This is a genomic window from Streptomyces sp. NPDC013457, from assembly GCF_043089925.1.
Taxonomy (GTDB): domain Bacteria; phylum Actinomycetota; class Actinomycetes; order Streptomycetales; family Streptomycetaceae; genus Streptomyces.
Genome location: NZ_JBICBL010000004.1, coordinates 67287 through 82037, shown reverse-complemented (window position 1 = coordinate 82037; position 14751 = coordinate 67287). Strand labels below are relative to the sequence as shown.

Here is a 14751-nt window from a genome sequence, read left to right as displayed (position 1 = left end):
CCATGGCCCCAGTCGCCATGCGTCTCGCTGCACAATCTCTCTCCGACGCCCAGCCCGTCCCCTTCTGGCTGGAAGACCCCGGCAAGCCCGGAGCCCTGCCCGCCCTCACCCACACGGAGAAGTGCGATCTTCTCGTCGTGGGCGGCGGCTACAGCGGCCTGTGGACCGCGCTCCTCGCCAAGGAGCGCGACCCCTCCCGGGATGTCGTACTGATCGAGGGGCGCGAGGTGGGCTGGGCCGCCTCGGGCCGCAACGGAGGCTTCTGCGCCGCCTCCCTCACGCACGGCTTCGGCAACGGGCTCGCCCGCTGGCCGGGCGAGCTGCCGAAGCTGGAGGAGCTCGGCGAGCGCAACCTCGACTCCATCGAGGCGGCGGTCGACCGGTACGGCCTGGACTGCGACTTCGAGCGGACCGGCGAGATCGACGTCGCCACCGAGCCGTACCAGGTCGACGAACTGCACGAGGTCTACGCGGAGATCGAGCGGCTCGGTCTCGCGGACGGGCTCGAACTCCTCGACGGCGACGCCGTCCGCGCGGAGGTCGCCTCCCCGACCTTCCTCGGCGGACTCTGGGACCGGCGCGGGGTCGCCATGCTCAACCCGGCCAAGCTGGCCTGGGGCCTGAAGCGGGCCTGCCAGGACCTGGGCGTGCGGATCTACGAGAACACCCCCGGACTCGACCTCGTCTCCGTCGGCGCGGGCATGGGCGTGCGCACCCCGTACGGCCGGGTCCTCGCCCGCCGGGTCGCGCTCGGCACCAACGTCTTCCCCTCGCTGGTCAAGCGGGTCCGGCACTACACGGTCCCGGTGTACGACTACGCCCTGACGACCGAGCCGCTCTCGCCCGAGCAGCTCGCCGCCGTCGGCTGGAAGAACCGTCAGGGGCTCGGCGACAGCGCCAACCAGTTCCACTACTTCCGGATCACCGCCGACAACCGGATCCTCTGGGGCGGCTACGACGCCGTGTACCGCTTCGGCGGCCGGGTCAGCGCCGAGATGGACCACCGCCCGGAGACGTACCTGAAGCTCGCCGAGCACTTCTTCCAGTGCTTCCCGCAGCTGGAGGGGCTCCGCTTCAGCCACGCCTGGGGCGGCGCGATCGACACCTGCTCGCGCTTCTCGGCCTTCTTCGGTACGGCGTACCAGGGCAAGGTCGCGTACGCCGCGGGCTTCACCGGCCTCGGTGTGGGCGCCACGCGCTTCGGCGGCGACGTGATGCTCGATCTGCTCGCGGGCGAGCGGACCGAGCAGACCGAGCTGGAGATGGTCCGCTCCAAGCCGCTGCCCTTCCCGCCGGAGCCGATCGCCTGGGCCGGCATCGGCATCACCAAGTGGTCGATGGCACGCGCCGACGAGAACGGCGGCCGCCGCAACCTGTGGCTGAAGGCGATGGACCGGCTGGGCCTGGGCTTCGACAGCTGAGCCGGCGGTCCGGCGGGGTCACGGAGTCTTCCGTGGCCCCGCCGCGCCGTTCCCGCCCCCGTTCCCGGTCCCGTTCCCGCTCCCGGTCGCCGCGGCGAGCTCGCCCTCGCCCTCGGTGTCCAGGTGCGGCAGGATGCGGTCCAGCCAGCGCGGGGTCCACCAGGCCTTCGGCCCGAGCAGCGTCATCACGGCGGGCACCAGCAGCAGACGGGCGATCGTCGCGTCGATCAGCACGCTCGCCGCCAGGCCGAGGCCCAGCATCTTCACCACGATGTTGTCGCTGACGATGAAGGCCGCGAAGACGCTGACCATGATGAGCGCCGCGCAGGTGATGACGCGGGCCGTGATCTCCAGGGCGTGCGCGACGCTCGCCTTGGCATCGCCGGTGCGCAGCCACGCCTCGTGGACCCGGGACAGCAGGAAGATCTCGTAGTCCATGCTCAGACCGAAGACGATGGCGAACATCATCATCGGCACATAGCTCTCGATCGGCACGTCTCCGGAGACCCCGAGCGAGGGCCCGCCCCAGCCCCACTGGAAGACGGCGACCACCACGCCGTACGAGGCGCCGATCGAGAGCAGGTTGAGGATGGCCGCCTTGGCGGCGACGAGCGGGCCCCGGAAGACGACCAGGATGACGAGGAACGCCAGGGCGACGACCACGGCGATGATGAGCGGCAGCCGGCTGGAGACGATGTCGAGGAAGTCGACCTGGGCGGCTGTGGTGCCGGTGACGTACGTGGTCGCGTCGGTACCGGCGACGGCGTTCGGCAGGGTGGTGCCGGTCAGGTTGTTGACCAGCTCCGTCGTCTTCTCGTCCTGGGGCGCGGCGACCGAGTAGGCGGTGCCGATGAGGACGTCCCCGTCCGACGTCGCCGTCAGCGGGGTGATCAGGGCGGCGTTCGGCACCCCGGTGAGGGCCTTCGCGGCCTGCGAGGCGAGGGCGGACCGGTCGGACTCGGGCACCGAGGTCTGGTCGATGACCAGGGTCAGCGGCCCGTTGGAGCCCGGCCCGAAGGCGGAGGACATCAGGTCGAAGGCCCGCCGGTCGGTGAAGGACTTCGGGTCGGCGCCGTCGCCGATGTGCCCGAGCTGCATGAAGAACATGGGAATGGCGAGGATGACGAGCAGGACGACACCCGCGCTCAGGAACCACCAGGGGCGCCGCTCCACCCGCAGGGCGTAGCGGTGCCAGGTTCCGGTCTCCACGCCCTCCTCGATGTCGGTCTCGGCGACCGGGGTGCGCACCCGCAGCTTGTCGATCCGCCGCCCGATCAGACCGAGCATCGCCGGTACGAGCGTCAGCGCGCCGATGACGGCGGTGACGACGGTGGACGTCGCGGCGAGTCCGAGCAGACCGATGAAGGTCAGTCCGGAGACCCACAGCCCGGAGAGGGCGATGATGACGGTGCATCCCGATACGAGGACGGCCCGGCCGCTCGTGGCGGTGGCGGTCCCGGCCGCCGCCACCGGATCCATGCCGTTCATCAGCAGCTGGCGGTGGCGGGTGATCAGGAAGAGCGCGTAGTCGATGCCGACGCCGATGCCGATCATCGTGGCCAGCGTCGGTGAGACGGTCGCGAAGGTCCACACGGCGGCGAGCAGTCCGAGGATCGCGATGCCGCAGAGGGCCGCGAACAGAGCGGTGACCAGCGGCAGAACGGCCGCGACCACGCTGCCGAAGCCGATCAGGAGCACGACGATCGCGACCCCGAAGCCGATCGCCTCGCTGAGCTTGTCGTTCGGCTCCGGCCGGGCGAGCTCGCCCAGCGTGCCGCCGTACTCGACCTCGACACCGGCGGCGCGCAGCGGCGCCACGGCCGTGTCCACGCCGTTCAGGTAGTCGTCGTTCAGGGTCGACGGCTGCACGCTGAAGCGCATCGTGATGTAGGCGGTCTTGCCGTCCGTCGAGAGCGGCCCGGGGTTCGGCGTGCCCGGCGGCAGGCTCGGCGGCGGGGTGCCGGGCGCGGGCAGCGGGTTCTGCGCGTTGAGGACTTCCGGCAGCTTCCCGAGGGCGGTGACCGTGGAGGAGATCTCGTCGCTCAGCTCGGTCAGCGGCTTGGCGGAGTCGTACAGCACCACCTGGGCGCTGTAGCCGCCGGCCGCCGGCTCGTGCTCCCTGAGCACGTCGAGTCCCTCCTGGGACTGGGTGCCGGGCAGCGCGTAGTTGTCGGAGTACTCGCCGCCGTACGCGTGCTCCAGGGCGAGCAGAGCGGCCAGCGCGACGATCCACCCGGCGATCACGATGACGAAATGGCGCGCCGACCACGCGCCGAGCCGCCACAGCATCCCCTTCTTGCCGGAGCTTCGGCTGCCGGGTGCGGTGCCCGATGACGGCGGGAACGACATGGGTGACTCCCGTGGTGAGCGCGGCGCGGAGGGCCATACGACCACGTGGGCGTGGGCGGGCGGCGGAAGCCGCCGACCCGGCCCGCCGCCGTCCACCCGATCGGATGCGCCCGGTGGGAGTCACTGCGCCGGGTGCGCGCCCTGGGCGCACACCACTTGCTCGCGATGTGACCCAGTTCACTGCCGACTCGTTGACCGAACCCGCGTAATGATCGTCACCCACTCGGCTCTCTGCCTGTGGACGACGTGTCCGCACACGAAAGGGAGGCCGTTGGCCATGAGTGGTTCGGGGGCGGCCAGGTCCGCGGTGGAGTGGCTGGCATCGGTGGCGCCGGATCCCGGCGCCTGCCGGTGGGAGTGGGAGCGCAACCCGCTCGGCGTCGCGCTGCTGCCCGCCGGGAAGCGCTGGGACGTGCTCATCCTGCCGGGGGAGCTCGGGTATCCCACGCTCGATGTGCTGACCCGCCTCGTCGACCGGCCGGGGCCGGTACTCGCCGACTTCGGAGAGGCGCGGATGGGCTTCTTCGTGCCGCCGGGCACGGCCTCGCGCTGGCTCGGTACGGGGGTGCGCAGCGCAGGCCGCGGCACCTGGATCGTCGTCCCCTACCCGGGTCGCGCGGCGGGCGGAGTGCGCTGGCTGGTGACGCCGGACGGCAGCGGCACCCTCAACGACGCCTCGCTCCTGGAGCTGGCGATGCACGAGGCGGCGGGCCGGCTGGCGCGGGGCGAAGGAGAACAGAGGTCTTGACCACTTGATTGGTCTGGACCATGCTGTGGCGCGCTCCCCACCTCGATTTCCCCACCCCCGGAGGCAGTTGTGGACCGCACCAGACCCCTCACGCTCCTGCTGGCGGGCGTGCTCGCCGCCGGCGGACTCGTCTCCCTCACCCCCGCGGCCCAGGCCGCGGACTCCGAACTGGCCCGCAACGGCGGCTTCGAATCCGGCCTCGACGGCTGGAGTTGTACGGCGGGCAGCGGTGCCGTCGTCTCCTCGCCCGTACACGGCGGGGCGAAGGCGCTCCAGGCGACCCCGGTCGGCAACGACCAGGCCAGGTGCTCCCAGACCGTCACCGTGAAGCCGAACTCCGCCTACACGCTCAGCGGTTGGGTGCGCGGCAGCTACGTCTACCTCGGCGCCTCCGGTACCGGCACGAGCGACGTCTCCACCTGGACCCAGTCCGCCCCCGACTGGCAGAAGCTCACCACCGGCTTCACGACCGGCGCCTCGACGACCTCCGTCACCCTCTACACCCACGGCTGGTACGGCACCGGCGCCTATCTCGCCGACGACCTCTCCCTGATCGGCCCCGGCGGCGACCCCGTCCAGGCCCCGGCCACCCCCACCGGCCTCGCCGCCGGCTCCCCGACCTCCACGTCCATACCGCTGACCTGGCCCGCGGTCTCCGGCGCGACCTCCTACAAGGTCCACCGCGGCGGAGCCCCGGCGGTGACGGTCACCGGTACCTCGTACACCGCGACCGGCCTCACGCCCTCCACCTCGTACACCTTCCAGGTCTCGGCGGTGAACAGCGCGGGCGAGTCGGCGAAGTCCACGGCCGTCACCGCGACCACGACGTCCGGCGGCGGCAACCCCGGCGGCGGCCTCCCGGCCCACGCGCTCGTCGGTTATCTCCACGCCAGCTTCGCCAACGGCTCCGGCTACACCCGGATGGCCGACGTCCCCGACTCCTGGGACGTCATCAACCTCGCCTTCGGGGAGCCGACGTCGGTGACCTCCGGCGACATCCGCTTCTCCCTCTGCCCGGCCACCGAGTGCCCGAACGTGGAGTCCGTCGCGGACTTCAAGGCGGCGATCAAGGCCAAGCAGGCGGCGGGCAAGAAGGTCCTGATCTCCATCGGCGGCCAGAACGGCCAGGTCCAGCTCTCCACCACGGCCGCCCGCGACGCCTTCGTCTCCTCCGTCTCGAAGATCATCGACGAGTACGGGCTCGACGGCCTGGACATCGACTTCGAGGGCCACTCCCTCTCGCTGCAGACCGGCGACACCGACTTCCGCAACCCCACCAGCCCCGTGATCGTCAACCTGATCTCGGCCGTCAGGTCGCTGAAGGCCAAGTACGGCTCCGGTTTCGTCCTGACGATGGCCCCGGAGACCTTCTTCGTCCAGCTCGGCTACCAGTTCTACGGCTCCGGCCAGTGGGGCGGCCAGGACCCGCGCGCCGGCGCCTACCTCCCGGTCATCCACGCCCTGCGCGACGACCTCACGCTGCTCCACGTCCAGGACTACAACTCGGGCCCGATCATGGGCCTCGACAACCAGTACCACTCCATGGGCGGCGCGGACTTCCACATCGCCATGACCGACATGCTCCTGACCGGCTTCCCGGTCGCGGGCAACACGGACCGTGTCTTCCCGGCCCTCCGCCCCGACCAGGTCGCCATCGGCCTCCCCGCCTCCACCCAGGCGGGCAACGGCCATACGACCCCGTCCGAGGTGAACAAGGCGCTGGACTGCCTGACCAGGAGGACGAACTGCGGCACCTACCAGACCCACGGCACCTGGCCCGCGCTGCGCGGCCTGATGACCTGGTCGATCAACTGGGACCGCTTCAACGGCGGTGAGTTCAGCCGGAACTTCGACGCCTACAACTGGAGCTGACGACCACGACCGGCGCCGGTGCCGTCGCCCGACGCCTCGGGTGCGAGGAAAGGGCCGGCCGCGCGGATGTCCGCGCGGCCGGCCCGCCGCGTGGTCCGGCGGTCAGCCGACCGTCGCCGCCCGGGCCGACAGCCCCGCCCGGCGCAGGGCCCGGGCCATGGCCGGGAGGTCAGGGGCGCCCCCGTCGACCGGGGCGGCATGCGCCTCCAGGAGGTCCGGCGTGAGCCGGTACTCCTCCGCGTGGCGCATGAGGGTCTCGGCGGGGCCGCCTCCGTCGTACCGGACGTGGTCGGCCAGCAGGCGGAGGGCGTCGACCCGGTCGACGAAGCGGCTCATCCCGCAGTCCAGGCCGTCGTCCTCCAGGTCCTCGGGGTACGGCGCGCGCGCCCAGGCGCCGTTCTCGTACCAGTAGACGCACCCCAGTTCGTTCCCGGCGAGCCGGTCCCGCAGCTCCTCGTACGGGAGCCAGTCCGGCCCGCCCGCCAGCATGTCGATCGGCGTCCCGTGCCACTTCACGCCGCTCGACTCGTCCTCACCGAAGAGCACGTACCGGCCCTCGCCGACACGGGAGAACGTCCACCAGGTGCAGCCGCAGTCGTCGAGGTGGAGTCCCTCCTCGTCGATCCAGGTGCCGGTGCGGTACCCCGTCCTCTCCTCCGCCTCGGCGGTGGCCCCCAGCACGGCCACCAGCGCCCAGCGCGCCCACAGCACCTCCGGGGACGGCAGGTCCCCCGGCAGTCCAGGTCGTCGAATCGTCATCTCTGCTCCCCGTCGGTCGGTCACGGACGTGAAGCGCGACCGTACCGCTCGGCGACGACGGGCCAGCGGAGCAGGGGGAGGCAGAGGGCCACCGAGGCCAGCACGTCCAGGGGCCAGTGGAAGCCGCGGAGGATCAGACCGAGAGCCGTCAGCGTCGTCAGCACGGCGGCCAGCGGGAGAAGACGGCGCGAGACGAGGAAGGCCGCGCCGACGTACGCCACCATCGCCGTCGCCGTGTGGCCCGACGGGTAGTAGCCCGCCGCCCACGGTTCCAGCGGGCCGGGGCGGGCCGTCCACTCCTTCAGGGGGACGATCAGCAGCGGTACGAGTGCCATGGCGAGGCCGGCGGCGAGGGCCTGGGCCCGCCGTCCGCGCCAGAGCGCGTACGCCATCGCGCAGCCGAGCACGGGGAGGGCGACCGTCATGTTGCCGAGGTCTGCGCCGAGTTCGGAGAACCAGCGGGGGACGCGGTCGACCAGGGAGCGGGAGAGGTGCTCGTCGAGGCGGGCGAGCGGACCCGCCACGACGACCTGCCAGGTGATGACAGCGAACAGCACGACCGCCGAGAAGACAGCCGGACGCCCCGGAACAGGGGGGGTGGTTCCGGGGCGTCCGAGGTGATCGGGCTGCCGCGCGCCCCGGGGGGTGTGGGGCGGGCGGCCATCCGATCGGTGAGGAGTTCCGGAGCGCGAGGCTCCAGTGGTGTGCGCCAGGGCGCGGGCAGGACGGGGCTGGGGAGGCTCCGCCCTGTTGTCGCTCGCGGTCTCCTGCGAGCGGGGTGTTTCTCTCATCTGCAGAAACCGTACGGCACGGAGAAGGGGGCCGACAGCCGGATCTCCATCCCGCCATCGGCCCCCCACACTCTCTTCACACGGCGGGGCGAAGGGCTCAGATCTGCCCGAACGCGTTCTCGATGATGTCGAGACCCTCGTTCAGGAGATCGTCACCGATCACCAGCGGCGGCAGGAAGCGGAGCACGTTGCCGTAGGTGCCACAGGTCAGGACCAGCAGGCCCTCCGCGTGGCAGGCCTTCGCGAGCGCGCCCGCGGCCTCCGGGTTCGGCTCCTTGGTGTCGCGGTCCTTGACCAGCTCGATGGCGATCATGGCGCCGCGGCCGCGGATGTCGCCGATGGCGTCGAACTTCTCCGCCATCGCCGACAGGCGGGTCTTCATGACGGATTCGATGTGCTTCGCCCGGGCGTTGAGGTCGAGCTCCTTCATCGTCTCGATGGAGCCGAGCGCACCGGCACAGGCCACCGGGTTGCCGCCGTAGGTGCCGCCCAGGCCGCCGCCGTGCACGGAGTCCATGATCTCGGCGCGGCCGGTGACGGCGGCGAGCGGCAGACCGCCCGCGATGCCCTTGGCGGTCGTGATCAGGTCGGGGACGATGCCCTCGTCCTCGCACGCGAACCACTGGCCGGTGCGGCAGAAGCCGGACTGGATCTCGTCGGCGACGAAGACGATGCCGTTGTCGTTGGCGAACTTCACGATCGCCGGCAGGAAGCCCTTGGCCGGCTCGATGAAGCCGCCCTCGCCGAGGACCGGCTCGATGATGATCGCGGCGACGTTCTCTGCGCCGATCTGCTTGGTGATGTTGTCGATCGCCTGCGCGGCGGCCTCGGGGCCGCAGTTCTCGGCGCCGGTGGGCCAGCGGTAGCCGTAGGCGACCGGGACGCGGTAGACCTCGGGAGCGAACGGGCCGAAGCCCTGCTTGTACGGCATGTTCTTCGCGGTCAGCGCCATCGTCAGGTTCGTACGGCCATGGTAGCCGTGGTCGAAGACGACGACGGCCTGGCGCTTGGTGTACGAACGGGCGATCTTGACCGCGTTCTCGACGGCCTCGGCGCCGGAGTTGAACAGCGCGGACTTCTTGGCGTGGTCGCCGGGGGTCAGCTCGGAGAGCGCCTCACAGACCTCGACGTAGCCCTCGTACGGCGTGACCATGAAACAGGTGTGCGTGAAGTCGGCGAGCTGCGCGGCGGCGCGGCGCACGACGGCCTCGGCGGAGGCGCCGACGGAGGTCACGGCGATGCCGGAGCCGAAGTCGATCAGGCGGTTGCCGTCGACGTCCTCGATGATGCCGCCGCCGGCCTTCGCGGTGAAGACGGGCAGCACGGAGCCCACGCCGCCGGCCACGGCGTCGAGGCGGCGGGCCTGCAGCTCCTGCGACTTCGGACCGGGGATGGCGGTGACGACGCGCCGCTCCTGCGGGACAGCGTTCATGCGGGGCTCCTGGGGTGTTCTGGACGCTCTTGTGGGTTTCTTCCGCAGGCTAGGCGCGGGGGAGGGGCGCGGGCATGCGCCGATCGGGAGTGTTGGGGGGTATGTCGTTGTCCGGTGTGGACATGGCGGCGGGGAAACCGCTCCGGGCCGGGCCTCGCCCACTAGATTGACGGTGGCACAGATGCGGCGACCTGGCTGGTCAGGGGGCAGGGGTTCATGGAGACCGAAGGCACGTACGAGTCACGCGACACCCGGGGAGGCGGCGAGCCACGTGATCCCCGGGCGGGCGCGGTCCCGCGCCCCGCGGGCCCACCCGTGCCACCGGCCCCTCCGACGGGGCCCCCCGCGACACCCCCACCCCCCACCCACGCGCCCACGCGCATCGGCGTCGCCGAGTGGCTCCGGATCCCCCGCCCAGCCGCCGGCCCGGGTGTCTGGCGGCTCGGGCACCGCGAGCGGCCCGAGCAGGAGCCCGACCTGGTGCCCGGCCGCCAGCTGATCACCGGCGCGCTCGTCGCGTACCTCTGTGGCTGGCTGCTGTGGTCGCTGCTCTGGAACGGATATCTGGAGGGGTGGTGGATCTTCGTCGACGACTGGTGGCTGCTGCCGTTGCAGTGGCTCATCCCAGAGGATTTGAGTAGAACACCCGTCTACGGCGGGGCGAGCTACCTCTGGTATGCGACCGTGCTCACCCTTTTCGCCGTCGGCTTCGGCCGTGTCGGCAACTGGCGCGAGATCTGGCAGCGCTACGGCGTGCCCGTCTGGCCGCTCTTCGTGCTCTTGCCTGGCGTCTGGCGCGAGATGCCCCGCACGCAAACCTGGATCACCTGGGTTTCCAACGTCTATTACGTCCTCCTGATCGCCGCGATCGTCGCCGCCGTGGGCCGGGCCGGCACCTGGCCCGCCGTACGTCGCCGATTCGGTGGCCCCGCCGGTACGTCCGCCACCGCCCCGCCGCCACCGCCCGCCCCGGCGAAGGACCCCGCCGAATGGCCCGAGCTGCGGGACGCCGGACTGGCCGAGGCAGCCGCCCAGCTCGCCGAGGCCACCCGGCAGGGGACCCTGGGCGACGTCGACTACGCCCGGATCCGCCGTGCCTGGCAGGGCGTACGGGCCCGTCCCGAGCGCCTCACCGCGTTCACCGACGCCGTGCGCACCCGCGGTGCCGCCGCCTGCGGCCACCCCTCCGGCCGGCGCGACCTGCCCGTCCGCACCGCCACCCACGACCTCGCCACCGACCAGGTCCTCATCGGCACGGCCGCCGACCACCCGCGCAACCCGTACGCCCGGCGCACCACCGGCGTCGCCCTGGAGCCGGCGGTGCTGGGCACCTCGCTCGTCGCCGTAGGGCCCGCGGGGGCCGGGAAGACCGTGCGGCTCGTGCGGCCCGTCGTCGAGGCGCTCTGTCTGCAGGCCCTCGCCAACCGCGCCGCCGTCGTCGCCGTCACCTCGCACGGGGCCGCCCTCGGGCCCGACGAGGCCTTCGACGTCGTCGTGTCCGTCGGGCGGCCCGGGTCCACCCACGACCTCGACCTGTACGGCGGCGCCGACGACCCCGACGAGGCCGCCCGGATCCTCGCCGAGGCGCTCGTCGGGGACCTGGCCGCGGACAGCCGCCGGGCCGCCACCGCGCTCGCCCAGCTGATCGGCCCGTTCCTGGCCGCGTACGGCCGCTTCCCCGGCGTGCCCGAGCTGCGCGAGCTGCTCGGCGGGACGCCCGCGGCGCTGGCCGCGCTGCGCGAGGCCGTCGCGGGCGACCCCGCACAGCTCCGCGAGCTCGACGCCCGGCAGCGCCAGGCCGACCGCGGCGACGAGGTCGGCGTGCTGCTCGCCGAGCGCGTCGCCTTCCTCGACCGGCCCGCCTTCGCCCGCTTCTTTCGCACGGAGGAGTCCGAGGGCTCCGAGCGCGCCCACGGCACGAAGCCCCGGTTCTCCCTCCGCGCCGTCGAGCACCCCCTCCGCGTCCGCGTCGACCTCCCCGAGCGCGGCCACGCCGAAGCCTCCAGGATCGTCTCCCGGCTGCTGCTCGCCCAGTTCGCCGAGGCCGCCCTCGCCCGACGCGACCGCTCCCTCTTCGCCTGCCTGGTCCTCGACGACGCCACATACACCGTCACCGGCGAGTCCGTCCGCGCCGTCCAGCGGCTCCGCTCCGCCAACGCGGGCGTCGTCCTCGCCCTGCGCAGCCTCGAGGACGTGCCCGAGGCCCTGCGCGGCCCACTGCTCGGGGCCGTCGGCTGCCGGATGGCGTTCGCCGGGATCGCGCCCTGGGACGGCGGACGGTTCGCCGAGACCTGGGGCACCGAATGGGTGCAGACCCGCGACGTCACCAACCGCCAGATCATCTCCGACGAGCCCCTCACCAAGGCCCTGCACTTCATGCGGCGCCTCGTGACCGGCAAGGCCACGACGGCGGAGGCCGTGACCGTACGGGAGGTGGAGCGGCAGCGCTGGTCGGCCTCCGACCTCGCCCACGCCGTCCCCGCCGGGCACGCCGTGCTCTCCCTCACCGACGTGCACGGAGAGCACACGCCACCCCTCCTGGTGGATCTGCGGAGCTGACGCGGCCCCCCGGGCTCGGCCAGGGCGGGCCCCGGCCAAGTCGGCGCCGAGGTCCGGCCGAGCCGGCGCCGGGCCGGAGCGGCCACCGGCGCGCCCTGGCACAATCGGGGGCGCCGCTCGGCTGAGCGGCGCCCCCTCCCCAAAGGTCCGACGGTCGCCAATGCCGCCCACCCTCGCCTCACTCGCCCAGCACTCGGCGCTCAAGCTCACCGTCCGCGCGGGTGAGGACCGCCTCGACACCCCCGTGCGCTGGGCCCACGTCAGCGAGCTCGCCGACCCCGTCCCCTACATGGAGGGCGGCGAGCTGCTGCTCACCACCGCGCTCACCCTGGACGCCGAGGACCCCGAGGCGATGCGCCGCTACGTGCGGCGACTGCTCGCCGCGGGCGTGGTCGGTCTCGGCTTCGCCGTCGGCGTCAACTACGAGGACATCCCGCCCGCCCTCGTGGACGCCGCGGGCGCCGAGGGGCTGCCCCTCATCGAAGTACCACGGCGCACGCCGTTCCTGGCCATCAGCAAGGCGGTCTCGGCGGCCATCGCGGCCGACCAGTACCGGGCGGTCACGGCCGGCTTCGAGGCCCAGCGGGAGATGACCCGCGCCGCGCTCGCCGAGGGCCCCGACGCGGTGGTGGCGCGGCTCGCCGCCCATGTGGACGGCTGGGCCGCGCTGTACGACACCTCCGGCACCGTCCTCGCCGTGTCCCCCGAGTGGGCGGCGCGCCGGGCCGCCCGGCTGACACCCGACGTCGAGCGGCTCCGGGAGCGGCCCGCGCCCGCGAGCGCCGTCGTCGGCGGCACGGACGACCGGGTCGAGCTCCAGTCCCTGGGCACGGGCCGGCGCGTCAGGGGCGCCCTCGCGGTCGGCACGGGCGCGCCGCTCGGGACGGCCGAACGGTACGCGGTGCACTCCGCCATCGCCCTGCTCACGCTCACCACCGAACGCTCGCGCTCGCTCCAGGCGGCCGAGGCACGGCTCGGCGCCGCAGTGCTCCGGATGATGCTGTCCGGTCAGCCCGACCACGCCCGGGCGGTGGCGGGTGACCTGTACGGCGGGCTCCTCGACGCCCCCTTCCGGCTGATGATCGCCGAGACGGTGTCGGGGGAGCGGGAGGGCGAGCCGGCGCTGCCGGTGCTGGCGGAGGAGCTGGAGTCGGCGGCCGCCCGCGCGGGCGAGACGGTCCTGACCGTCCCCGAGGGAGAGGACCGGCTCCTGGTCCTGGCCGGGGACGGCGGTGCGGTCGTCACGGCCTGCGAGGCATACGCCGAACGCGAGGCCGAGGAGGCCGGTGTCGTCGTCGGGCTCTCCGCACCGGCGGGGCCGATCGCGGCGGCGGCCGCGTACAAGCAGGCCGAGCAGGCCCTGTCCGTGGCCCGGCGGCGCGGCCGCGCACTGGTCGAGCACGAGGACCTGGCGGCGGGCTCCGTACTGCCGCTGCTGGCCGACGATGCCGTCCGCGCCTTCGCGGACGGCATGCTGCGGGCCCTGTACGAGCACGACGCGACGGGCCGCGGCGACCTGGTCGCCTCGCTGCGGGCCTGGCTCTCCCGCCACGGACAGTGGGACGCGGCGGCGGCGGACCTGGGCGTCCACCGCCACACCCTGCGCTACCGGATGCGCCGCGTGGAGGAGATCCTGGGCCGCTCGCTGGACGATCCGGACGTCCGGATGGAGCTGTGGCTGGCCCTCAAGGCGACGGGTGCGGACACGGAGGAGCGGTAGGCGTGGCCCGAACCCGGCGCTCCATGGCGCCACTTCTGCCCGATGTCGGGCAAACTATTGGTCAGCGGCCAGGTGAATCCCTAGTCTCCTGAGCATGACAACCCCTGCTGCCGATCCCGCCTCCGAGGAACGCACCTCCACCGCCGCCCCCGGACGCCGAGCCGGCCGCCGCATCTCCGGCGCCGTCTGGCTGGCGCTCGGGATCGTGTACGTCGTCTGGGGCTCCACCTACCTCGGCATCCGGATCGTCGTCGAGACGATGCCGCCGTTCCTCTCCGCGGGGATCCGGTACGTCATCGCCGGCCTGCTCCTCGCCGCGCTCATCGCCATGCGGCAGGGGCCCGCCGCGCTGAGGGTCAGCCCGCGCCGGCTCGGCTCGGCCGTCCTCGTCGGCATCCTGCTCCTCGTCGGCGGGAACGCGCTCGTCGTCCTGGCCGAGACCGCCATCCCCTCCGGCCTGGCCGCGCTGCTCGTCGCGAGCGTGCCCGCCTGGGTCGTTCTCCTGCGCGCCGCCTCCGGCGAGCGCCCCGGCCGCGGCGCCTTCGCCGGCGTGGCCCTCGGTCTCGTCGGCCTCGGCGTCCTCACCCTCCCCGGCCTCAGCGGCGAGGTCAGGATCGGCGGCGTCGTCCTCGTCGTGTTCGCCGCGCTGCTGTGGTCGGTCGGCTCGTTCTCCTCGGGCAGGCTCTCGATGCCCGCCAACCCCTTCACCGCCAGCGCGTACGAGATGCTCGCCGGCGGTCTCGGCGGCCTGGTCGTCGCCCTGATCCGGGGCGAGCATCAGGGCTTCGACCTCGCCGACGTGTCCGCCCGTTCCTGGACCGCTCTGGCCTACCTGATCGTCTTCGGCTCGCTGATCGCCTTCACCGCGTACGCCTGGCTCCTCCAGACCGCCCCGCTCTCGCTCGTCGCCACGTACGCGTACGTCAACCCGGTCGTCGCGGTGCTGCTCGGCGCCCTGGTCCTCGGCGAGGCCCTGACCTGGCCCATCGCGCTCGGCGGCGCGATCGTCGTCGGCGGGGTCTGCCTCATCGTCTCGACAGAACGCCGAGGCTGACGGTCCCGCGCCGCCGGCGCACCGGGGCTCCTTCCTCCAAAGCGGA

At 72.9% G+C, this 14751-nt stretch carries 10 protein-coding genes; 6 read left to right on the top strand and 4 right to left on the bottom strand.

The window, feature by feature from the left end; genetic code table 11:
* Positions 1-2: 2 nt before the first annotated feature.
* Positions 3-1421 (top strand): NAD(P)/FAD-dependent oxidoreductase, encoded by a 1419-nt coding sequence (locus tag ACF1G2_RS12190; RefSeq protein ID WP_391798203.1) that lies wholly within the window; start codon positions 3-5, stop codon positions 1419-1421.
* An 18-nt stretch (positions 1422-1439) separates the two neighbouring features.
* On the opposite strand, the gene ACF1G2_RS12185 is transcribed toward ACF1G2_RS12190, so the two are convergent.
* Positions 1440-3770 carry an MMPL family transporter gene (locus tag ACF1G2_RS12185; protein WP_391798202.1) on the bottom strand — a complete coding sequence of 777 codons (2331 nt, stop codon included), beginning with the start codon at positions 3768-3770 and terminating at the stop codon, positions 1440-1442.
* A 277-nt stretch (positions 3771-4047) separates the two neighbouring features.
* Between ACF1G2_RS12185 and ACF1G2_RS12180 the strand changes: the two genes are divergently transcribed.
* Positions 4048-4518 carry a hypothetical protein gene (locus ACF1G2_RS12180; protein ID WP_383228181.1) on the top strand — a complete coding sequence of 157 codons (471 nt, stop codon included), beginning with the start codon at positions 4048-4050 and terminating at the stop codon, positions 4516-4518.
* A 69-nt stretch (positions 4519-4587) separates the two neighbouring features.
* Complete coding sequence (locus tag ACF1G2_RS12175; RefSeq protein WP_391798201.1) at positions 4588-6390, top strand: chitinase; 1803 nt, start codon at positions 4588-4590, stop codon at positions 6388-6390.
* A gap of 102 nt (positions 6391-6492) precedes the next feature.
* Here ACF1G2_RS12175 and ACF1G2_RS12170 read toward each other — a convergent pair whose 3' ends face one another.
* The 3 genes from ACF1G2_RS12170 to gabT all read right to left on the bottom strand — a co-directional run bounded on the left by ACF1G2_RS12170 (position 6493) and on the right by gabT (position 9372).
* Positions 6493-7149 carry a hypothetical protein gene (locus tag ACF1G2_RS12170; protein ID WP_391798200.1) on the bottom strand — a complete coding sequence of 219 codons (657 nt, stop codon included), beginning with the start codon at positions 7147-7149 and terminating at the stop codon, positions 6493-6495.
* Between the two features lie 20 nt (positions 7150-7169).
* Positions 7170-7706 (bottom strand): phosphatase PAP2 family protein, encoded by a 537-nt coding sequence (locus ACF1G2_RS12165; protein WP_391798199.1) that lies wholly within the window; start codon positions 7704-7706, stop codon positions 7170-7172.
* A gap of 331 nt (positions 7707-8037) precedes the next feature.
* Complete coding sequence (gene gabT / locus ACF1G2_RS12160) at positions 8038-9372, bottom strand: 4-aminobutyrate--2-oxoglutarate transaminase (protein WP_383180164.1); 1335 nt, start codon at positions 9370-9372, stop codon at positions 8038-8040.
* A gap of 216 nt (positions 9373-9588) precedes the next feature.
* On the opposite strand from gabT, the gene ACF1G2_RS12155 reads away from it, so the two are divergent.
* The 3 genes from ACF1G2_RS12155 to ACF1G2_RS12145 all read left to right on the top strand — a co-directional run bounded on the left by ACF1G2_RS12155 (position 9589) and on the right by ACF1G2_RS12145 (position 14705).
* The gene (locus ACF1G2_RS12155) at positions 9589-11931 is read left to right on the top strand and encodes an ATP/GTP-binding protein (protein ID WP_391798198.1); all 2343 of its coding nucleotides are present in this window, start codon (positions 9589-9591) and stop codon (positions 11929-11931) included.
* 160 nt (positions 11932-12091) lie between these two features.
* Entirely contained in the window at positions 12092-13651 is a 1560-nt protein-coding gene (locus tag ACF1G2_RS12150) for a PucR family transcriptional regulator (protein WP_391798197.1), read from the top strand.
* Between the two features lie 94 nt (positions 13652-13745).
* On the top strand, positions 13746-14705 hold the full coding sequence (locus ACF1G2_RS12145; protein WP_391798196.1) for an EamA family transporter: 960 nt from the start codon (positions 13746-13748) through the stop codon (positions 14703-14705).
* Positions 14706-14751: the final 46 nt, after the last annotated feature.